At 67.9% G+C, this 21478-nt stretch carries 13 protein-coding genes and 2 pseudogenes; 4 read left to right on the plus strand and 11 right to left on the minus strand.

Translation table 11 applies throughout. From position 1 onward, the window contains the following. The first annotated feature begins 30 nt into the window (after window positions 1–30). The gene (locus OR16_RS10210) at window positions 31–1422 is read left to right on the plus strand and encodes an efflux transporter outer membrane subunit (RefSeq protein WP_050982933.1); all 1392 of its coding nucleotides are present in this window, start codon (window positions 31–33) and stop codon (window positions 1420–1422) included. A 382-nt stretch (window positions 1423–1804) separates the two neighbouring features. After that, complete coding sequence (locus OR16_RS10215) at window positions 1805–4108, plus strand: patatin-like phospholipase family protein (protein WP_006157891.1); 2304 nt, start codon at window positions 1805–1807, stop codon at window positions 4106–4108. On the opposite strand, the gene OR16_RS10220 is transcribed toward OR16_RS10215, so the two are convergent. Beyond that, a complete protein-coding gene (locus OR16_RS10220) occupies window positions 4105–5292 on the minus strand; it encodes an alpha/beta fold hydrolase (protein WP_006157892.1) in 1188 nt (395 codons plus the stop codon). The two genes, OR16_RS10215 and OR16_RS10220, sit on opposite strands and share 4 nt — an antisense overlap. Further along, complete coding sequence (locus tag OR16_RS10225) at window positions 5289–6602, minus strand: MASE1 domain-containing protein (RefSeq protein ID WP_006157893.1); 1314 nt, start codon at window positions 6600–6602, stop codon at window positions 5289–5291. The genes OR16_RS10220 and OR16_RS10225 overlap by 4 nt, the downstream gene beginning before the upstream one ends. A 276-nt stretch (window positions 6603–6878) precedes the next feature. On the opposite strand from OR16_RS10225, the gene OR16_RS10230 reads away from it, so the two are divergent. Continuing rightward, window positions 6879–7871, plus strand: coding sequence for a Bug family tripartite tricarboxylate transporter substrate binding protein (locus OR16_RS10230; protein WP_006157894.1), 993 nt, complete (start codon window positions 6879–6881; stop codon window positions 7869–7871). 33 nt (window positions 7872–7904) lie between these two features. Here OR16_RS10230 and OR16_RS10235 read toward each other — a convergent pair whose 3' ends face one another. After that, a complete protein-coding gene (locus OR16_RS10235) occupies window positions 7905–9347 on the minus strand; it encodes a CoA transferase (RefSeq protein WP_006157895.1) in 1443 nt (480 codons plus the stop codon). A gap of 142 nt (window positions 9348–9489) precedes the next feature. On the opposite strand from OR16_RS10235, the gene OR16_RS10240 reads away from it, so the two are divergent. Beyond that, window positions 9490–10668, plus strand: coding sequence for a citrate synthase family protein (locus OR16_RS10240; RefSeq protein WP_006157896.1), 1179 nt, complete (start codon window positions 9490–9492; stop codon window positions 10666–10668). Between the two features lie 73 nt (window positions 10669–10741). Here OR16_RS10240 and OR16_RS10245 read toward each other — a convergent pair whose 3' ends face one another. The 8 genes and pseudogenes from OR16_RS10245 to OR16_RS10280 form a co-directional block, all read right to left on the minus strand. Further along, window positions 10742–12178, minus strand: coding sequence for an amidohydrolase family protein (locus tag OR16_RS10245; protein ID WP_006157897.1), 1437 nt, complete (start codon window positions 12176–12178; stop codon window positions 10742–10744). Beyond that, complete coding sequence (locus tag OR16_RS10250; RefSeq protein WP_006157898.1) at window positions 12175–12969, minus strand: ABC transporter permease; 795 nt, start codon at window positions 12967–12969, stop codon at window positions 12175–12177. Before OR16_RS10250 ends, OR16_RS10245 begins: the two co-directional genes overlap by 4 nt. Before the next feature lie 42 nt (window positions 12970–13011). Next, window positions 13012–13749: an ABC transporter ATP-binding protein gene (locus tag OR16_RS44505; RefSeq protein ID WP_006157899.1), complete on the minus strand. Its 738-nt coding sequence runs from the start codon at window positions 13747–13749 to the stop codon at window positions 13012–13014. Between the two features lie 85 nt (window positions 13750–13834). Continuing rightward, window positions 13835–14548, minus strand: a pseudogene (locus OR16_RS44510) (Rieske 2Fe-2S domain-containing protein); the annotation flags it as partial. A gap of 49 nt (window positions 14549–14597) precedes the next feature. Further along, a complete protein-coding gene (locus tag OR16_RS10265; protein WP_006157901.1) occupies window positions 14598–15593 on the minus strand; it encodes an ABC transporter substrate-binding protein in 996 nt (331 codons plus the stop codon). Between the two features lie 768 nt (window positions 15594–16361). Continuing rightward, a pseudogene (locus OR16_RS10270) lies at window positions 16362–17721 on the minus strand (MFS transporter). A 64-nt stretch (window positions 17722–17785) separates the two neighbouring features. Then, entirely contained in the window at window positions 17786–19285 is a 1500-nt protein-coding gene (locus OR16_RS10275) for an amidase (RefSeq protein ID WP_006157902.1), read from the minus strand. A gap of 289 nt (window positions 19286–19574) precedes the next feature. Continuing rightward, window positions 19575–21173 (minus strand): 3'-5' exonuclease family protein, encoded by a 1599-nt coding sequence (locus tag OR16_RS10280; RefSeq protein ID WP_006157903.1) that lies wholly within the window; start codon window positions 21171–21173, stop codon window positions 19575–19577. Between the last annotated feature and the right edge of the window lie 305 nt (window positions 21174–21478).

Below are 21478 nucleotides of genomic sequence, written 5' to 3' on the forward strand. Positions count from 1 at the left end.
GTCTCCCTCAGCGCCGCGCTGGCGTTTGCCATGACCGGCTGCGCGGTCGGGCCGGACTATCACGGCGCGCCTGAAGTCGCCGCCGACGCCATGCGCGCCGCGGCATTTCCCCATGCCCCGCAAAGTACCGGGCCGGACGCGCCGCGCGTCGCAAGCTGGTGGCGCGCGCTGGGCGATCCCCAGCTGGATGCACTGATAGAAACCGCGCTGGCGCATAGCCCGGACATTCGTGCGGCGCAGGCCAGCGTGCGGCAGGCGCGCGCCGGCCTGCGCGGGCAGCAAGCCGATGCGCTCCCCAAGGTGGGGGCAACCGCCGCCACGCTGCGCACGCGCTCGCCGAATCTGTCTTCGCTTTCCGGCGGCGCATCATCGGGCGGCCGCGGACCGATGGCGCTCTATCTTGCCAACTTCGATGCTAGCTGGGAGATCGATCTCTTTGGCGGGACGCGGCGTGCCATCGAGGCGGCCTCGGCGCAGGCGGACGCTGCCGCGGAACAGCTAGCGGACGCCCACGTGCAACTGGCGGCCGAGGTCGCCCAAGCCTACGTCGGCCTGCGCGAGCAGCAGGCGCGCCTGACGCACCTGCGCGCCTCGGAAAAGCTGGAAGCCGACATGCTGGAACTGACGCAGCAACGGCGCGAACGCGGCGTGGCATCGGAGCTGGAAGTGGAGCGGCTGCTGACCCAGGTGGAGGGCACCCGCTCGCAGAGCGCGCCCATCGAGGCGCAGATCACGGCGTCGTTCGATGAACTTGCGGTACTCACGGGCCGCGCCCCCGGCGCACTGGATGGCGAACTCGGCTCGCAACGGCCGCTGCCCACGTTGCCGGCGACGGTGTCCGTCGGCAACCCGGCCGCGCTGCTCAAGGCGCGGCCGGACATCCGCGCGGCAGAGCGCACCTTGGCCTCGCAGAACGCGCAGATCGGCGCGCGCAAGGCCGACTGGTTCCCCAAGCTGTCGCTGTTCGGCTCCCTGGGCTACAGCGCGATGGACCCCGGCCACCTGGTCCGCAAGGACAACGCTACCTGGCTCGCCTTGCCGCGGCTGCAGTGGAACGCGCTGGATTTCGGCCGGGTTGCCGCCAGCGTGGACGGTGCGCAGGCAGGACGCGACAATGCCGAGGCAGCCTACGAGAGCGTGGTCCTGAAGGCGCTGCGCGATGCCGATGTGGCCTTGTCCCGCTTCGGGCACCAGCGCGAGAACGTGGTCCTGCTGCGCCGGGTGGAGGCCTCCGCCGAACGCGCCTCCGTGTTGACCCAGCAGCGCTATCGCGCCGGTACGGCGAGCATGCTTGACTGGCTGGATGTCGAACGCACCCGGGTACGCGCGCAGCAGGATCGGATCGCCGGCGATGCCAACCTGATCAAGGACTTCGTGTCGTTGCAAAAAGCACTGGGGCTGGGTTGGCAGAACGAGGGCTAGGACGGCGGTTGTCCGCGCCGGGAGGCGCGGGCGGTCGTGGCGTTTCAGTCCGTCCGCTTTGTTGTATTCAGCATACGTTTACCCTGGCTCGTAGAATGTGGATCAAGCTGCCCTGCGCCGAGATTTCGCACGGTTGAGCCGCGCGGCGGCTCGGCGCAAGGGGGCAGCCGCAGCCGCGCAGCTTAGGTGGCCGGCACTCCGCCGGCGCATGCGCCGCTGTTCAAGGGCGGGCAATTGCCCTATCGTGACGACCTTCCCCGCCAACTCTGCGCGGCGATTTCACCGTCTTGTCCCGTCTTGCCGCGGTTTGTCCATGTCCCGCTCTCTTTCATGCGCCGCGCGCCGCTTGCGCTCGCTGGTGTCCGGTTTTCAGGCGTTGCCGATGCTGCTTGCACTGGCAGCGCTAGCCTTGGCACCGCAGGCCGGCAGGGCCGCCGACCACCCTGCGCAGCCTGCCACGCCATCCACCGTTGAAGCCGCCGCTGAAGCCGCCCCCGCTCCCGAGCCGGGCAAGCGGGCGCGCGTGTGCCTGGTGCTGTCCGGCGGCGGTGCGCGCGGCTACGCGCATATCGGCGTGATCCGGGCGCTGGAGAAAATGCACGTGCCGATCGACTGCATCGCGGCCACCAGCATGGGCGCGGTGGTGGGCGGCTTGTACGCCAGCGGCTTGTCGGCGGGCGAACTGGAGGCCAAGCTGTCGCATACCAACCTGAGCGATATCGCCTTCGACCGCAACGAGCGCGCCGAACTGCCGCAGGCGCAGCGCGAGGACGACCTCCAATACCCGATCGGCATCTCGGCCGGCTACGGCGACGGCAAGATCAAGCTGCCCACCGGCCTGGTACAGGGCAACCGCCTGCTGGCGCTGCTGCAAAACCTGACCCCGCACCTGCCGGCCGACGGCGCCTTCGACAAGCTGCCAACGCCGTTTCGCACCATTGCCACCGACCTGGGCACCGGGGCCCCGGTCGTGCTGGACCACGGCTCGCTGCCGCGCGCCATCCGCGCCAGCGTGGCCGTGCCGGGCTTGTTCGCGCCGATCAAGGTGAACGGGCGCGTGCTGGTCGATGGCGGGCTGGTCAGCAACCTGCCGGTGCAGCTCGCGCGCGACATGGGTGCCGACGTGATCATCGCGGTCAATATCGCCTCGCCACTGGATGATCCCGCCAACCTGGACTCGCCGGCGGCGGTGACGCAGCAGATGGTCACCATCCTGACCAACCAGAACGTCGCCGTGCAAAAGGCGCTGCTCAAGCCAGGCGACGTGCTGATCGAGCCCCAGTTGGGCGACTTGTCCTTCACCGACTTCTCGCGCGCCAACGACGGCATCCAGGGCGGCTGGAACGCGGTGCTGGCGGCCGAGCCCCGGCTGGCATCGCTGACGCTGCCGGCGGACGCCTGGCAAAGCTACCTGGCGGCGCGCAAGGGCAGCCAGGCGGTGGCCGGCCCGGTGCGCATCGATGGTATCCAGATCCGGTCGGAAGGCCGGATCCCGGCCAGCTTCGTGCGCAAGTACCTGGGCGTGAACGAGGGGGACACCTACGACGCAGTCACGCTCAACCGCGAGATGGCGCAGCTCTCCACCTCGGGCGACTTCGAGAGCGTGACGCAAGAGCTGGTCACGGAAGACGGGCGCAATGTGCTGAAGGTCGAGGCGCAACAGAAATCCTGGGGCCCGCAGTTCCTGCTGTTCGGCTTCGGCGTATCCAATACCTTCAATGGCCAGGGCGGGTTCAACCTGCAGCTGGGGCATCGTTATCCATGGATCACGCCTGGCGGGCTGGAATGGCGCAATGACATCGTGCTGGGCAGCACCCAGGCCAAGTGGCGCACCGAGCTGCGCCAGCCGGTATTCGACCGGCTGGGCTTCTATGTCGCGCCCTATGTGGAATACGGGCGCAAGCGCGTCGATCTCTATGGCGACACCGCGCCCAACCGCAATACCGACCCGATCACCGCCTTCCGGATCGACACGGCCGTCGCGGGCCTGGACCTGGGTGTGCCGCTGGGCCGGCTGGGCGAGTTCCGGGCGGGCGTGAACTACCAGCAGGTCAACTACTCGGCCGTCTATAACCTGCCCATCGGCACCGGCCGGCTATTCTCCCAGGCCCGTGTGCGCCAGCCCACCATGCGTGCCCAGCTCACCATCGACCAGCTCGACGATCCGCTCTTCCCGCGCACCGGCTACTATCTGCTGGCAACCAACGAGCTGGCCTTCGGCGGCACCGACAACCGCTTCAACGATGGCCATGCCAAGGCGCTCTGGGCCGCCAGCTACGGCCGCCACACGCTGAACCTGGCCGCGGAGGCCGCGGCCACCTATGGCGATCACCGCAGCGACAACAGCGTCAGCGGCGGGCTGGGCTTCACGCTGGGCGGCTTCCAGCATCTTTCCGCCTACGCGCAGGACCAGTTCTCCGGCAACTACCTGCTGTACGGGCGCGTGACCTACCTGAACGACCTGCGCGAGTTCATCCTGCCCGGGCTGCGCACCACCGTGGTGGGCACCAGCCTGGAGGCTGGCGACGTCTGGCTGCGGCGCAAGAACTTTGGCAGCGGGCCGTTCAAGACCAGCGCCAGCCTGTTCATTGGCGGCAACAGCGCCATTGGTCCGCTGTACTTCGGCTTTGCCGCGGCGCCGAACGGGGTGTGGAACCTGTACCTGCAGCTGGGCCGCGTGTTCTAGTCCGCGGGCGCCGGCAGGGGCTCGGTGGCGGGCAGCGCGTTGTCGGCGCTGTCGGCCGGCCGGAAGGTCACTGCCGAGATGCGCCCGTTGCGCATGCGCAGGGTTTGCGTGCCCTGGCTGTGGAAGTCCTCGCCGTTCATGACGGAGGAGGCCGCCACATCGATCTGCGCGGTGGCGCCCTCGATGCGCGGCGGCGCGGTGACGGCGATGCGTATCGTCTTGCCGGCCAGCGCCTCCAGCTTGGCAAACATGCCGATGACCGCATCGCGGTCGTCATAGCTCCCCGCCAGTGGATGCTCGCCCTGGTGGCGCCAGCGCACGCCGGGCTCCAGCAGCGGGAACAGCGCCTCGAACTGCCCGCTGGTCAAGGCCTGCAGGTATTCGTTGACCACGGTGGCCACCGCTTCCTCGCTCATCGGCACCTCGACCCGGGCGCGCGCCGGGCGGCGCGCCTGCGCCGGGTCGAAGCCGAGGAAATCCAGCACATTGCTGACCACCTGCTCGCGGTCGTTGTCCACGCAGATCATGTGATAGCTGTTTTCCACCACCACCTTGCGCACGTCGGGGATCGCGGCTTCCAGGAAGTTGGCCGAGCGCAGGCTGGTCAGCTCGTCCTCACGCGCGTTCACCACCAGCGTGGGGCAGGCGATGCGGTGGGCGCCGTCCAGCACCCAGCCGCGCAGGCGGTCCACTTGGCGGATGCAGGCCAGTGGCACCCAGCGGTAGTGGAAGTTGTCGCCGCGTTCGAACTTGGCTTTGACGATGGCGCGCACGAGGTCGTTCTTGATGCCGAACGGCTCGTCTTCCTCCACCCGCATGCGCGCGGGCAGCGTGGGGATGTGATAGACCAGGTGCCGCAGCGCGCGGTACCAGGGCGTGGACCGATGCTGCCGGCGCTCGGCCAGCGCCAGGGCCAGAAGCCCGCCAAGGCACATGCCCATGATGTGAAAGGTCTCGTATTGCCCGGCCAGCTGATCGTATGCCTGCGTGACGGTGTCGAGCCATTGCTCGGCCCGCACGGGCACCAGGTCCTCGGGCGTGCCTGCGTGCCCCGGCAGCGTCACCGCGTGGGTTTCCACCCCGGCGCGCCGCAGGGCCTTGTGCATCGGGCCGAGGTCGAACTGCGTGCCGCCCAGGCCGTGGATGAGCAGGGCTCCCGTGCCGCTGCCCTTGAGAGCCGTCATGCTGCGTCGCGCTCCTCGATCACAGCCGCGCCTTGCAGGCGCCATGCGCCGGCAATGATCGCGACGGTCTCGTCACCGTCCAGCAGCGGGCCGCTCATATCCAGCACCATGGTGCAGTCGCCCGCCGGCAGCATCAGGCGAAAGAGCAGGTCGGTGCGGGTTTCGCTACCCCCGTCGCTACCCCCGTCACCGTCGCACTCGCGCAGCCAGCGGTCGCGCACCTGGGCCCGGTCGTCGGCATGCACGTGAGCCAGTACGTTGTCGAGATTGCCGAAGGTATCTTCGCGCACACCCAGCGAGCGTTCCACGTCGCCGCTCCAGCGCAGCGTGCCGCTGCGCGGGTCCAGGCAATAGACCAGCTGGCCGCTGGCCGCCAGGGCCAGCTTGATATCGTTCTGGCGCTGCGCCGACTGCAGGTGCAGTTGCTCGCGGCTGGTCCGCAGCGTGCTGATCAGCAGCGTCAGCAGGGCGGCCACGGCCAGGTAGAGCTGCGCCTCGAGCAGCGAGCGGCCATGGTGGGCCGCGCTCTCGGCAAACGGGCCGTCGCCCTGGCCGGTATTGACCAGCACGAACAGCGCCAGGATCGCGACCGCCACCGAGCCGCCCCGGCCGCCCCACAGCAGCGTCACCACCGCGGCGAAGAACAGCGGGATATAGGTCAGCGCAAACACCACGCCCCTGGGCAGCGGGCCCAGGCTCTTGTTATCGAAGATAAAGAAGGTGGTCAGCACCAATGCGGCAAACGCGCCCAGGCCGAACAGGAAATCGCCGCCGCTCATGCCACCCGAGCGCATGGCGCGAAAGCGCGACCAGCCCGCCAGCACCGGCGTGACGATCAGCACGCCCACCAGGTCGGCCGACGCCCAGATGCGCGCGGTGCGCCAGAACGGTACGTCCTGCATGATAGTGAACCAGCCCGCGCCCACCGCGGCGCTGGCAGCGCTGCTGACCACCCCGGCGATCAGCAAGCCGCGCACGAAGGCCAGCCCCTCCAGCGAGAAGTGCGTGCGTCGGACCAACGCCACCGCTACTGCCGCAAAGCCGATCTCGTCGAGCGAGAACAGCATCAGACGCAGCGTGTCGCGCCCCTCCACCCATCCCAGCAGCATCTGCGCGGCGAAGAACGCCAGCCCTACCGGCAGCCAGCGGGGCATCGGCGTGAGCATGAACGCGGCCACGGTCACGCCGGCCGGCAGCCAGATATAGCCGGTGGCGGAGAACGGGCCGTTCAGCTTGTGCGAGATGTAGCCGGAGCAGAAGTACAGCGCTGCCCACAGGATCAGGGCTACGGCTCGGTTGGTTGGTTTCACGTTGGCTTTCCTTGGCTGATGCCCGGGCACGGATGCGGGGCCGGCGCGCGGTGGCCAGCCACTATCTGAACGCGCCAGACGGGCGCGCGGCTGACGCAATGGCGCTGCCGGGCAAGGGCATCATAAGCCTGCACAGGGATTTCTAGCATGGCGCCATGTAATAAATTCGTCACAATAACGGGTGTTCGCGGATGTCCAGTGACGGGTCCGGGCAGGACTCGCCCCGGCGGATGCCGGCAAGGCAAGGCCGCAATATAAACGAGGAGAAAAGACCTGATGGCGAAGTACACATTAAATAATCGATTCCTGCACGCGCTGCTGGCCTGCGCCGGCCTGCCGCTGGCACTGGGCGCGGCCCCTGCCGGCGCCGCCTGGCCGGAAAAACCGATCCGCCTGGTGGTGGGCTTTCCGCCCGGCGGCCCGGTCGACACGCACGCCCGTATCCTGGCCGAAAAGCTGCAGCCTATCCTGGGCCAGTCGGTGGTGCTGGACTATAAGGCCGGTGCGGCCGGCAATATCGGCTCGGACGCCGTGGCCAAGGCCGCGCCGGACGGTTACACGCTGTTGCTGGCCAATACCGGCCAGATGGCCATCAATGGCTCGCTTTATCCCAAGCTGCCGTATGCGATGCCGCGGGATTTTGCGCCGGTAGCCCGCACCGCGCTGATTCCGCTGGTGATGGTGGTCAATAACAATGTGCCGGCCCGCAACCTCAAGGAATTCATTGGCTATGCGCGCGCCAATCCCGGCAAGCTGAATTTTGCCTCGGGCGGCAACGGCGGCATCTCCCACCTGATGCCGGAGATGTTCAAGCAGGCCAGCGGCACGTTCATCGTCCATATTCCGTACAAGGGCAGCGCCCCGGCGCTGACCGACGTGATGGGCGGCCAAGCGCAGATGATGGCCGACTCGATCCCGCTGTTCACGCAATACATCAAGGCCGGCAAAGTGCGTGCACTGGCGGTCACCTCCAAGCACCGCTCGCCGGCCCTGCCTGACGTGCCGACCATGGAAGAGGCCGGGCTGAAGAACTTCGAGGTGGTCGGCTTCTACGGCATGCTGGCGCCCGCGGGCACACCCAAGGAGGTGGTGGCCAAGCTATCCGGCGCGCTGCAGACCGTGCTGGGCGAAGCCGATACCCGCGCCAAGCTGGAGCAGCAGGGCGCCGAATCAGCCTGGCAAGGCCCGGAGGCCTTCGGCCAGACCATTGCCACCGAGAACAAGCGCTGGGCACAGGTGATCAAGGCTTCGGGCGCGAAGATCGACTAAGCCGTCCACGCCGGGGCGGGCAGCCTGCGTGGCTTACCACTGCGCCAGCGCGGTTCCCAGCTTGCCGGCCGGGCGCTCCCAGTGCATTGGCGCGCCGTGCACCGTGGCGGGCGGCTTGATCCGGTGTGCCGGGCCCCATGCGGTGTCCTCGGCGACGGCGGCCAGGTCGGCGGCCGTTTCGGGGGCTGCTTCGGGGGCTGTTTCGGGGGCCAGCATTGACGCGCCGTCTTGCGGGGCCGCGCCCGCCACCAGGAGATGCGCCGTGCGCGCCAGCGAGGCCCGCACGGCGCAGCCGGCACCGGTAGCCAGGCGCTGCGCCAGCCCGCGGATGGCCGCTGTTGCCATCAGGTAGCCGGTGGCGTGGTCGATGGCCTGCACGGGCAGCGGCTTGGGACGGTCCAGACCTGCGGCGCGCCCGCCCGCATCGGCAATGCCGGTGCTCATCTGGACCAGGCTGTCGAAGCCGCGCCGGCCCTTCCAAGGCCCGCTCCACCCATAGGCATCGAGCGACACATCCACCAGCGCGGGATTGATCTCGCGGCGCCGCCGCGTGTCCAGCCCAAGCCGCGCCAGGGCTTCGGGACGGTAGCCGTGCACCATCACGTCGGCCTGGCTCAGCAGCCGTTCCAGCACCTGCCGGTCCGCCGCGCTTTTCAGGTCGAGCCGGGCGCAGCGCTTGCCGAGCGCCACTTCCGGCACGACACCCGGCTCTTCCCAGCCGGGCGGGTCGATACGGAGTACGTCGGCGCCGAACCCTGCCAGCAAGCGGGTGGCCACCGGGCCGGCCAGGATCCGGGTCAGGTCCAGCACGCGGATGCCGCGCAGCGGGCGATCCGGGGCGATGGCCCAGGCCGGCCGCGGCCCGCCAGCGGTGGCCGTCCAGTGCAATAGCGGTTCGCTGGTGACGGCGATGCCCTGCGGATGGGCAGCCCATTCGGCCACGGTGCGCATCGCCGCCGAGCAGCCGCCGCTTTCCACGATGGCCGCCTCCAGCGCACTGGCTTCCCATCCGGACACGGCCCGGGCCACGGCGGCCTGGTCCGCCCGCGCCGCCACGCCAAGCACGGCGAGGGCAGCGTCGCGGTGATGCGGGGCGTTGGTATGGAGCCGGATCCAGTTGTCCTTGGCCCGGTAGTCGCCGGCCACCGCATCCCATTGCGGTGGCAATGCCCAGCCATGCGGCCGCAGCGAAGTGCCGAACCATAGCGAGGCCAGGCGCCGGTCCACCTCGACATGCGGCGCTTGCCCACTGGCCTGGTGGATCAGCTCGGCAACGGCCAGGCCAGTGGCGCCGATGACGGCGGTGGCCAGGCCGGTGACGGGGAATGCCGAGGGCAAGTCACCCGTGCCGGTCACCGCGATACGCTCCAGCCACGTGGCGTCGCCATGCACGCTACGCCAGATCTGGCCAAGGAAGCTGGTGGCGGCACCTGCAGGGTGCTTGGCTGAGAGCGCTGATTCTCCAGGGGCTGGCATGGCGTGGTCTCCGTGATGGGTGGGTCAAGGCTGAGTGCTTTGCAGCATAGGCTCCTTGTTTTAATAGTCAATATTGATTAACTTAATCAATCTATTGCTGATTCTCCCGCTTCGTTCGCTTCGTTCGTCCAAGCCCAAGCCCATGCCCCGTTACCTGACTTCCGCCGAAGCCGCCGCCCAGCTCGGCGTGTCCCGCCAGACGCTCTATGCCTATGTCAGCCGGGGCTTGCTGCACGCGCACGACGGCGAAACGCACCGCGAAAGCCGCTATCTCGCGGACGACGTAGCGCGCCTGGCCGGGCAGCGCACGCGCGGGCGCAAGCCTCGCGAGGTGGCCAAGGCCACGTTGAGCTGGGGGTTGCCGGTGCTGGAATCGGGGATCACCTTGATCGAGGACGGGCGGCTTTATTACCGGGGCGCCGATGCCGTGGCGCTGGCTGCGTCGAACACGGTCGAAGCGGTGGCCGCATTGCTGTGGCAGTGCTCGCCAGACGCTGCGTTTGGCGCCGCGCCGCCTGTGCCGGCGCAGCTTGCGGCGATGCAGGCAGCCTTGGCCGGGCGCCGCAGCGAGGAGACGCTGCTGCCGCTGTTTACCATCGCCAGCGAAGACGACCCCACGGCGCAGTGGCAAAGGTCACCGGAACGCCTTGCCGAGGGCTGTGGCGTGCTGGTGCGCCTGCTGGCCGCCTGCCTGCTTGGCACGTCGCCCGCCAGTGCCCCGGTCCATGCGCAATGCGCCAATGCCTGGCAAGTGGATGAGGAAGGCGCGGACCTGATCCGCATGGCGCTGGTGCTCTGCGCGGACCATGAGCTGAACGCGTCGAGCTTTACCGCCCGCTGCGTGGCATCCACCGGCGCCAGCCTGCGCGCGTCCGTGGTCGGCGGACTGGCCGCGCTGACTGGTGGGCTGCATGGCGGGGCCACAGCGCGCGTGGAGGCACTCTGGGATGCGCTGGGCGACGCCCCGCCGGCGTCGAAGCTGCGCGAGCGGCTGGCCCGCGGCGAAGACCTCCCCGGGTTCGGCCATCATCTCTACCCCGCCGGCGATATCCGCGCCAGCGGCCTGCTGGCACGGATACTCCCGCATCACCCGCAATGGCAAGCGTTCATCGACGACGCTTTCGCGCTGGCGGGGCAGCGGCCGTCGATTGATTTCGCACTGGTGGCGCTGCGCCGGCATCTGCGGCTCCCACCCGGCGCGGCCTTCGGCATGTTCGCGCTTGGCCGCGCCATCGGCTGGATCGCGCACGGGCTGGAGCAGCGTGCCAATGCCGAACTGATCCGCCCGCGTGCCGCGTACATTGGCCCGCGCCCCGGCTAGCTTGGAACAAGCCGCGGTTTAAGCGGTAATGGCTTGCGCATTGGATTTATCGTCCGGATTATTCCTCTTTCCTTTACGCCGCGCGCTGCTGCAGGCGCCGCACCGCGTCGCGCGCGGCAGCGCCAAGTTCGGCAAGGTCCAGGCCCGGAATCGCGTCATGTTCCACGACGACGCGCCCGCCGACCAGCAGTGCGCGCAGTGCCGGCCGCCCGCCGCTGGCCACGGGGGCAATGGCCGGATCGTGCAGGCCAAAGCAGCGCGGGTCGTCGAGCCGGTAGATGGCGAGGTCGGCCGCCTTGCCCGGCTGCAGCGTGCCAACTGCATCCAGGCCGAGTACCGCCGCGCCGCCCGCCGTGCCCCAGCGCACTACGTCTTCCACGCGCGCGGCGTCGGCGCCGCCTTCCTGGTCGCCACCCTCGGCGCGCGGCCGGGCGCCATGGCCTCGCCGCGCGCGCTGCAGCAGCCACGCCGCATGCGCCTCGGAAATCATGTCGGCCGCCTCGTTGGAAGCGGCGCCGTCCACGCCGATCGACACCGGCACGCCGGCGGCCTCCAGCGCCGGGATATCCGCGATGCCGCTGCCCAGCCTGCCGTTGCTCTGCGGGCAGTGCGCGATACCCGTGCCGGTCGCGCCGAGCTGGCGGATTTCGTCCGCGTCCAGTTTCACCAGGTGGGCGAACCACACGTCGGAGCCCAGCCATTCATGTTCGCCGCAGAAGGCCACCGGTGTCGTCTGGTACTTCTCGCGCGCGGCATTCTGGTATTCCACCGTCTCGGATAAATGGCTGTGCAGCCGGATGCCGAGACGGCGCGCGGTGCGCGCGCTGGTGCGCAACTCCTCGGGCGACATCGAATAGAGCGGCGTGGTGGGCGCCATCACCACGCGCCGCATGGCGTCGGGCGCGGGCTGGTGGTAGCGCGCGGTAAGCCGTTCGCAATCGCCCAGGAACTGGTCGAGCGTTTCGGGGCGCAGCGCCTGCGGCAGGTCGCTCTCCAGCTGGCGCGTGCGGGTGGCGCCGCCACGGCACAGCACAAAGCGCAGCCCCAGCGCCTCGGCTTGCTCGAACAGGATGGCCGAGCTGTCGTAGGGCATGCCGGGATAGTAGAGATAGTTGTGGTCCGCCACCGTGGCGCAGCCGCTGCGCGCCAGTTCGATCAGGCCGATGCGGGCGGCAAGCCGGAAGGTGGCTTCGTCAAAGGCGGCGCGGAATCGGTACGGCGTGGCCCCGAGCCACGGCGTGAGCGTCAGGTCCAGCCCAGGCGGGTCGCCCTTGAGCAGCGACTGGAACAGGTGATGATGGGTGTTGACCCAGGCCGGGTAGATCACGCAGTCGGTGGCATCGATGACTTGCTCGCCAGGACGCGGCGCGAGCTTGCCGATGGCCTCGATGGTGCTGCCGGCCACGCGCAGGTCCGGCCCGGCATGGCGCTCGCCCCGACCCTTACCGTTACCATCAAGGCCGGTCAGGATGGCGGTGGCATGACGGATCAGGATGGTGCTTGTCGTCATGCGAGCTCGCTCTCGTGCCAGTGGGACAGCGCCATGCGCGAGACCACCACCATGGCGCCGAACAACGCGACGCCGGTCAGCGTGATCAGGAACAGCGCGGCGAACAGGCGCGGGATATTGAGGGCGAAGCCCGCCTGCAGGATCTGGTAAGCCAGCCCCGCACCCGTGCCGCCGGTGCCCGCCACGAACTCCGCCACCACCGCGCCGATCAGCGCCAGGCCGCAGGAGATGCGTAGGCCACCGAAGAAATAGGGTAGCGCGCTCGGAATGCGCAGGCGGCGCAAGGTATCCCAGCGGCTCGCGCGGTTGATGCGGAACAGGTTGAGCAGGCCGGGGTTGACGCTGCGCAGGCCCAGCACCGTGTTGGAGATGATCGGGAACACGGCCACCATGGTGGCGCAAATCACTAGCGCCAGCGTCGGCTGCTTGACCCAGATGATGATCAGCGGCGCGATCGCCACCACCGGGGTTACCTGGAGCAGGATCGCGTAGGGAAACAGGCTGGCCTCGATCAGCCGGCTCTGCACGAAGAGGAACGCCGAGGCGGTGCCGACCACCACGGCCAGCGCGAAGGCCAGCATGGTGATGCGCAGCGTCACCCATAGCGAGCCGGACAGCAGGCTCCAGTCTTCCACCAGTGCGTGGCCGATGGCGGTGGGCGTGGGCACCAGGTACGCGGGGACGCAGAGCGCGGTGCAGATCGCCTGCCAGGCCAGCAACAGCAGCACGCCGACGGCAAGCGGGGCAGCCACGCGCTGTACGGCGGGGCGCGACAGTAGCGGGGGATTCATGGGGATTCCTTGTTGTCCGTGGGACCGATGCGGTTGGCGGGTTCAGTGCTCGCTAGGGTCGACGCCGGTGTTGGCCTGCGTCAGCAGCGCCGACAACTGCGCGCAGTACTGCATGAAGGCGGGCGATACACGGAAGGCTTCATCGCGGACTTCCGGGCCCTCGATGGCCACGTCGGCGATCACGCGGCCCGGCCGCGCCGCCATCACCACCACGCGGCTCGACAGGTAGACCGCTTCGTAGATGCTGTGGGTGACGAAGACCACGGTGAGGCCGCGCTCGGCCCACAGCGCGCGCAGGTCGGCGTCGAGCTTGTTGCGGGTGAACTCGTCGAGCGCGCCGAAAGGCTCGTCCATCAGCAGCAGGTCCGGGTTGGTCGCCAGCGCCCGCGCGATCGACACGCGCATCTGCATGCCGCCCGACAACTCGCGCGGATAGACCGTGCCAAAGCGGCCCAGCCCCACCAGCGCCAGCGCGCGCAGCACGCGTTCGTCGGCCTCGGCGCGCGGCATGCGGGCCAGGTCCAGCGGCAGCCGCACGTTCTCGGCCACGCGCGCCCACGGCATCAGCGTGGCTTCCTGGAACACCATTGCCAGCGTGCGGCCGGCACTGTCCGTTGCGGTGGGGAGGGATGGGTTGCCCCACCAGCGCATATGGCCCGCCGAAGGTGTTTCCAGGCCGGCAAACAGCTTGAGCAAGGTACTCTTGCCGCAGCCGGACGGACCCAGCAGCGAGACGAACTCGCCGGGCTGGATCGCCAGCCTGACGCGCTCCAGCGCCACGGTGCCGTTGGGTAGGTCTTCTCGACCTGGTTGGCGAACAGCAGCGGCGCGTCGGCGTCGCGCCGGCTGGTGCCGGCCGGGGCTTGGGATAGGTGCAGCCGAAGCGGCGCGTGAACGGCAGGTCCCAGCGGTTGAACATATGCCTGTGCGTGATCGGCTCGGTGGTGCCGGTGACGCGGTGGCCCGCCTCGATATTGCGGATCGGCACCAGCGTTTCCGCCTCGAAGCCCCACTCGCGCTGCTGCAGGTCGTATTTCTCCGGCTTGGGCTGCTCGGACAAACCGAAGTTGGCGCGGTGCACGAAGCTGAAGTGCGAGTTGTCGAAGGCGTTCTCCATCACGCGCAGCGAGCTGGTGTTCCACTTCTCGTAGAACTGGAAGATGCGGCGGTAGCCGGGGTCGCCATCCTCGGGGAAATCGGGAATGGGCTGCAGCGGATCGTCCAGCGCCACCCACACGTAGCCGTATTTCTCCTGCACGTGATAGGCCTGCACCTTCGCGCCCGAAGGGATGGCGTTGTCCGGTGCCTGCGGAATCCGCACGCAGTTGCCTGAGCAGTTGTATTCCCAGCCGTGGTAGCCGCAGACGATGTCGCCGCGCTCGTTGACCCAGCCCTTGGACAGGCGTGCGGTGCGGTGGCAGCAGCGGTCCTGCAGCGCCGCGGGCTTGCCGTCGGCACGCCTCCACAGCACCAGGTTTTCGCCCAGCAGGGTAAAGGGCTTGGGGCCGTCGTCAAGCATCGAGATCGGCATCAGTGCGTACCAGAAGCGGCGCAGCACGGGTTGTTGGGTGACCAGCATGTCGGAAATCCTTGTATGAGGTTGATCTTGAGAGGCGCGGCCGCGCGCTTCAGGGCATGACCTTCAGGTCTTTCACGAACTGGGTGGTGTAGGCCTGCTTCCAGTCGGTATCCGCCTTGAGCAGCCCGGCGCCCACCATGAAGTCGCGCGTCTTCTGCCAGCGCGCATCGGTCATCACGCCAATGCCGTAGCGGGCGGCATCGCCACCGCCAACCATGTGGTACTCCTTGAGTTTTTCCACGCCCCAGGCGAGTTGGTCGTCCTTCATGTTGGGGTTCTCCTGCTTGATCAGCGCATTGGCCGGGGCAGGGTCCGCCAGGTAGCTCTTCCAGCCTTCCATGGTCGCCTTGACGAAGCGCGCGACCACGTCCGGCTTCTCCTTGACCATCTTTTGCATGGCGACGATGGTGGTGCCGTAGGGCGGATAGCCATCGTCGGCGAACAGGAAGAAGCGTGTCTTGGCACCGGCTTTGCTGGCCGAGAACACTTCGGAAGACGCATACGCCTGCTGGGCCGATTGCGGGTCGGCAAAGAAGGGCTGCAGGTTGAAGGTGTAGACGCGAGACTGCGACTCCTCGAGCTTGTACTTGCCCTTGAGCCACGGCCACCAAGTGGTGCGGCCCGAGGTGGAGACCAGCACGGTGCGGCTCTTCAGGTCGGCCAGGCTCTTGACGTCCTCATGGGTCATCATGCCTTGCAAGTCGGTCTGGAAGGAGGTTGCCACGGTGGTCACCGGCACGCCTTGCTCAACGCTCTTGAGCACCTGCAGGTCGTAGCCCATCAGGAAATCGGCCTGGCCGCTGGTGAGGATCTGCATGCCATTGACCTGCGGGCCGCCCATGCGCACGGTGACATCGAGGTCGTACTTCTTGTAGATGCCTTTCGCCACCGCCTGATAAAAGCCGCCGTGTTCCGCCTGGGCATACCAGGAGGTGAGGAACGTCACCTTGTCGGCGGCGAGTGCGGTGGCGGGAATCGCGGCGAGCGTCAGCGCGGCGCAGGCGCCGGTCATCAACAGGCGGCGCAATGGGGAAGGCGTCTTCATGGGAGCTCCTGTGCGGATGTTTGCGGGGGAAACCTGGGCGGGTACGGCAACAGGCGGGCAACGACGCGGCACGCGAGCGGCGCCATGGCCGGCAGATGCGACCGCGAAATGGAATAAGGGCTTGAAGATGGGGGACATCGTGGGCGCTCTCTTTTCTCTCGTGCCCGGCCAGGTGGCCGGATCCAAACGCCTGGATGCCTCGCATTGCGAGTCAACCAGGTGTGCGACCGGATGGTCGCGAGAGCAATGTCCCACGCCGGCATGCGTCTGCCCGCTGGGGGGAGGCGCATCGGCGCTAACCGCTTCTACTCGATAGCTTGTTCAGCAAGAGGCATGCCAACGGCAGCGGTGAACGCCGCGTCCCAAATGCGCCGGATGGTGGCACGCCGCTGGCCGGCCTTGGTGCACGCGTCACCCGGCGCGATGCACGCGGCGCACCAATTCGGTGAGCGGCGCGTTGTCCGGCGCTTCTGGTGCTATCAGGGGCCGGTATCAGGGGGCACGGCTTGCACGGATTGCGGCGGGCCCCACTGCGCCTTGGCTTGCTCGATCGGGCGGCTTGCCACGAATCGAGGATGCGCTGCATGGCGGATTGCTCGACGCTGGCGCAGCCGCCCAGGGCGATGGCGGCGAGTGGGGTCAACCAAAGGCGAGGGGAGATGGAGAGACGGCGGACGACAGGCATGGCGGCTCCAGGGGGAGCAAGCATGCCCCCTGTCGTGCAGCCTAGCCCAGCCGCCCGCCTTGCCGCAAGCGGCCGCAGGCGCTTTATGCGGGCTTGCCCACAGTCGGCGCCAGCACGGCCTTGTCGGCATCCCGGGACGGCTCGTGCGCGCTGTCGTCGCCACCGGCCTGGCCCAGGTCCATGCCCTTGGTTTCCGGCAGCAGCAAGGCGGCGCCCATCACCATCATGTAGCCGACGCCGGCCACGATGGCGATCGCCAGTGGCAGCGAGGTGCGGCCGGTGCTGAGCCAGCCTACCGTCAGCGGGAAGAGCGAGCCGATCACGCGCCCGACGTTGTACGAGACGCCATAACCCGTGGCGCGGATGTCATTGGGATAGGACTCCGAGATGGTGGCGCCGATGCCGGCGAACACCCCTTGCATCAGGATGCCGAGCGGGAAGCCCAGGAACAGCATCGACGTGTTGGAAACCGGGATCACCATATAGACCAGCGCCATGACGAAGGCGCCGGCGGCAAAGGCGATATAGGTCAGGCGGCGGCCCCAGCGGTCGGTGGCATAGGCGCCGGCCACGTAGCCCACCAGGGAGCCGACGATCGTCATCGCCAGGTAGGAGCTCGTGCCGAACACCGACAGCCCGCGCTCGGTCTTGAGGAACGTCGGCAGCCAGGTGGCAATCGCATAGTAGGCGCCCAGCATGCCGCCCGACAGCAGGCTGCCCGCCCGACAGCAGGCTGCACAGCACGGTCTTGCCCAGCAGCGGCCTGCGGCCAAGCCGCGCCAGCTGCTGCCATGCGGTGGGGCCGTCGCCGGCGCCACCGGCGGCGCGTTCGGCCTGGCTCTTGGTGAAGACCTCTGGTTCTTCCAGATTGCGGCGCAGGTAGATCACCACCAGCGCCGGCAGGATGCCCATGAAGAAGCAGACGCGCCAGGCGGTTTCCGCCGGGAAGATGCTGAAGGTGATGGCATAGGCAATGGCCGCCGCGCCCCAGCCGAACGAGTAGCTGCTGGCGGTGAAGCCGGAGTATTTACCGCGATGCGCCGGGTTGCGGATCATCTCCGTCACCAGCACCATGCACAGCGAGGATTCGCCGCCGAAGCCCAGGCCTTGCAGCATGCGGAAGGCCAGCAGTTGCTCGGGCGTGTTGGCCAGCCCGCACAGGAAGCAGGCAACGGCGAATACCACGATGGTCCAGCGCAATACCCGCACCCGGCCGTAGCGGTCGGCCAGGATGCCCGCGCCGATGGCGCCCACCAGCGAGGACACCAAGGTCCACGTCACAATGGCGCCAGCGGCCGATTTGCTCATGCCCCACTGGGTCAGCAAGGTCGAAATCAGGAAGGAATAGATCATGAAGTCGAACACATCGACCGCATGACCGAGGAACGCGCCGTAAAAGCCTTTGCGCTCCATTGTCGATAAATCCTTGAACCACGTGAACATGCTCTCTCCTTCGTGTCTTCGCATCGGGGGGCGGTGCGCTGTTTTTTTATGGCGCCGGGGCGCGCTACACCGTGTGGGATTGGGCCGGCGGTGGCCGGAAGGCAAAACCCGCTGCTTCCAGCAACTGGGCAAAACGCAGTGCGTCCAGGTCTTTGAGGCGCCCGGCGACGATCTGCACGCCCACCGGCAGGCCGCTGCGGCCCGGGCCGATCGGCGCCACCGTCGAAGGCAGGCCGCACAGGCCGGAGTGCCCGGCCCAGAACAGCTGGTTGGTGAGCGGTTGCGCCAGGCCGTTGACCTGGAGCGTGCGCTGCCACGGCTCGCCGGTTTCATCCAGCGCAAAGGCGGTGGTGGCGGCCGCCGGACATAGCAATACGTCGACCTCGCCAAAAAAACGTTGCCAGGCCTGTGCGAAGGTGGCTTGGGCTTGCTGCAACTGCAGCCATTGCCGGTGCCGGATGCCGGCGCCAGTGAATTGCAGCGCGGCGTAGCTGTGGTCGTCGGGCGCGGCGCGTGCGGCGCGGGCCAGCGCGGCATCGAAGCCAGCGTCATCCATATGGATCGACGTAGTGGCCCTCAGCATCAGCACGTAGGTGTGCCAGAGGGCCGCGGCATCGAAATCCGGGCGCGCATTCCAGCGTACCTGGGCGCCTTGCCCCTCCAGCCAGCGGCCAAGCGTCTCGATTTCGTCACTGACTTCCTTGTCCACCTCGCATAGCGAATGACTCGGCAGCACGGCGATGCGGAAGTCGGCCAGCGTGTGCTTGGCGCAGGGCGGCAGCGTCAGGTGATAGGCCTGCGCTTCGATGCCGTCCGGGCCAGCCAGCGCCCGCAGCACCAGTTCCAGGTCGTGCGCGCTGCGCGCCAGCGGCCCGGCCACGTTGATGGCCTGCTCGCCGTAGCCGTGGCCAATGCCATGGCCGCGCAGCGGCACCAGCCCATGGCTGCTCTTGTGCGAGAACACACCGCAGTAATGCGCCGGGTTGCGCAGCGAGGAGCCGATGTCGGAGCCCACGTCGAAGAAGCTCATGCCCGCGCAGACGGCTGCGGCGCTGCCACCGGACGAGCCGCCCGGGGTGCGGCTGGGGTCGTGCGGGTTATGGGTGGTGCCATAGACGGCGTTGTAGCTTTGCCAGTCGCGCAGCCCGATCGGCACATTGGTCTTGCCCAGCAGGACCGCGCCGGCCGCGCGCAGGCGCTCGACCACGGCCGAGTCGCCGGCGGCAATGTTGTGGCGCTGCGCCGGGTTGCCGCACGTCGTGGGCCAGCCTGCCACGTCGAAGGATTCCTTGACGGAGAAGGGAATGCCGTCCAGCGCGCCAAGCGGCTCCCCACGGTGCCGGCGCTGGTCGCTGGCCTCGGCCGCGGCGCGCGCGGCGGCAAAATCCGCCAGGATGAGGGCGTTGATCTCGCTGTGCGAGGCGGCATAGGCGGCCTCGCACCAGCTCACCAGGTCCCGCGCGCTGGCGCGGCCTGTGGCCAACAGCTCAGCGGCTTCCCGCACAGGCAGGAAGCAGGCCTCTGGCGGCCGGGTGTCGGTGCTTTCTATGTCTTGCCGCGTCACGCTTTCGCTCCGTATTGTGGGGTCCGTTGTCAAGGCACACAGGGGATAGGGGGAGGGTGGGGCTGCCTCTGGAATCGGTATACTATATTCATTAAATTGCCGAGGGCAAGGCAATTATTCGAATGTCAACGATTCGCCGCGTTCTGGTGCAATGCAGCAGGTTTCAGCACAAATCCGGGGTTCGTGGGAGAGCGCTGGCTGGACGTCGCGCACCTTGGCGGTGCGCGAATTATGGTGTTTTGGTATACCGTTTTTGGGCAATAGGCCGACTGGCGAGCAGTCGCCCTGCTTAGCGCTCGAAGAAAGACAAGGTCTGCTGGTCTGGGCTCAGCGGCTTGCGCCGGTGGGTGACCGCCGGGGTTGATGCGCTCCGTGGCTGTGTTTCCGGCCCGGGTGCGGACGTCGGTTGCAGCTCGAATTGCCGCACTGCTTCCAGCGCGACGGCACCGGCGAGCAAGGCCGGCAGTCTTGGTGCCAGGATCTGGTAGGTGTCCAGGTCAAAGCGCGCGGGCGAGGACAGCAAGCCGGCCGCCGCCTCCAGCGTGGGCACCGAGCCCAGGTAGCACCAGTCCTCGAGGAGGTGCCACCACGCCTTGGCGCCATCCTGCTCGCGCCACGCCACCGCGCCCGCGAACGGCCAGGGTTGGATCGCCAGGCCGGCCAGGGCGGCGACCGCCCGCTCGCGGTGGGCGGCGAGGGACTCGTCGCCGGTGCACGCACCCAGGCAGCGGTGCAACTGACGCGCGAAGCAGGGCTGGCCGCGCCGCGCGGTTTTTTCCAGGGCCAGGGCGGCCTGGCAGAGCTGATGGGTTTGGGCCAGTTCGGCCAGCCGCGCCTGGGCGCTGGCCCGGCTGGGAAAGGCGCCATACAGATTAGGGTGCCGGCTGAAATCGGTGTCGCGATCCGAGCGCAAGATCGGCGCGCTCAGCCCGGGCGCCAGTTCCCACGCATACAGCCCGGTGTACTGGCGCAGCATCTGGTTGTGCAGCGGCTGCTTCGTCTTGATCAGGTGTGCCTCCAACAACAACCCCCCCACCTCGCCGCCGGTCTCGCGCCATTCGACGCGGCGCACCGCGCGCGCCAGCCGCATTTCCAGGGCGGCACGATGATCGCCGGAGAAATGGGCGCCAATGCGCTGGCGCAGGTGGATGCTCTTCCCTATATAGAGAGGCATGTCCTGATCGCCGTAGAAGAGATACACGCCCGCCGTGTCGGGAACCTCGTCCAGCGCGGTTTCTTCCAGCCCGGCAGGCAGGCTCGCCCGCTTGACCAGCGACTGCACGGCCGACTCGACCAGGTCCACCGTGTAGAGCTCATGGATTTTCTGCCAGAATTGCCACAGCAGTTCGGCATCGGCGAGTGCCCGGTGCCGGCCCTTGGGCTGCAACTCGAACCGGGCGATCAGCGCATCCAGCCCGTGGCGTGCCGCCGAGGGAAACAGCGAGCGCGAGAGCCGTAGCGTGCACAGGACGTCAGCGCGAAAGGTGATGCCGACGCGGCGGAACTCATTCTTGAGAAAGCCATAGTCGAAGCGGGCGTTGTGCGCGACGAAGAGCTTGCCTTGCAGTTGCTCCGCCAGTGTCTGCGCCAGCGACTCGAAGGTTGGCTGCCCACGCACCATGTCGTCGGTGATGCCGGTCAGTTGCTGGATGAAGGGCGGGATGCCGATGCCCGGGTCCACCAGGGTGTCCCACTCGACTATACCGTCCGGTCCTACTTCCACCACCCCGATCTCGGTGATGCGGTCGCGCGTGCCGTCGGCGCCTGTCGTTTCCAGGTCGACAAAGACAATTGGGCGTGAAAGTGCCGCAGCCAGCGCCTGCGCATCCAGATGCCCGGGCGTGTGCGCCGGCTGGAGTGATGGCTGGTAGATGGGAAGGTCAGGCATCCGTCGATTCTAATAGATAGCAGCCGCGCGAAAGCTGTCCTTGCGCCCGGGGGCACGGAGACCTGCTTCATCACCGTGTCACAGACTGTTCTGAAAAGATTCAAGAAAACGCTTGCCACGACCGAAGGGCTCCCTTACTATTCGCCCCCTCGCACCACGAAAGACCGCTGCAAAGCAGACGGGACAAGGGTTGCGAGGTTGGCAGGGGTGGTTGGCGGCGCGCACGGCGCAGCGAGCTGAAGGAAAAAAACCTGTTGACGAAACGATGATCACGCTTCATAATCTCGTTTCTCTGCTGCAGCAAA

Source organism: Cupriavidus basilensis OR16, from assembly GCF_000243095.1.
GTDB lineage: Bacteria > Pseudomonadota > Gammaproteobacteria > Burkholderiales > Burkholderiaceae > Cupriavidus > Cupriavidus basilensis_D.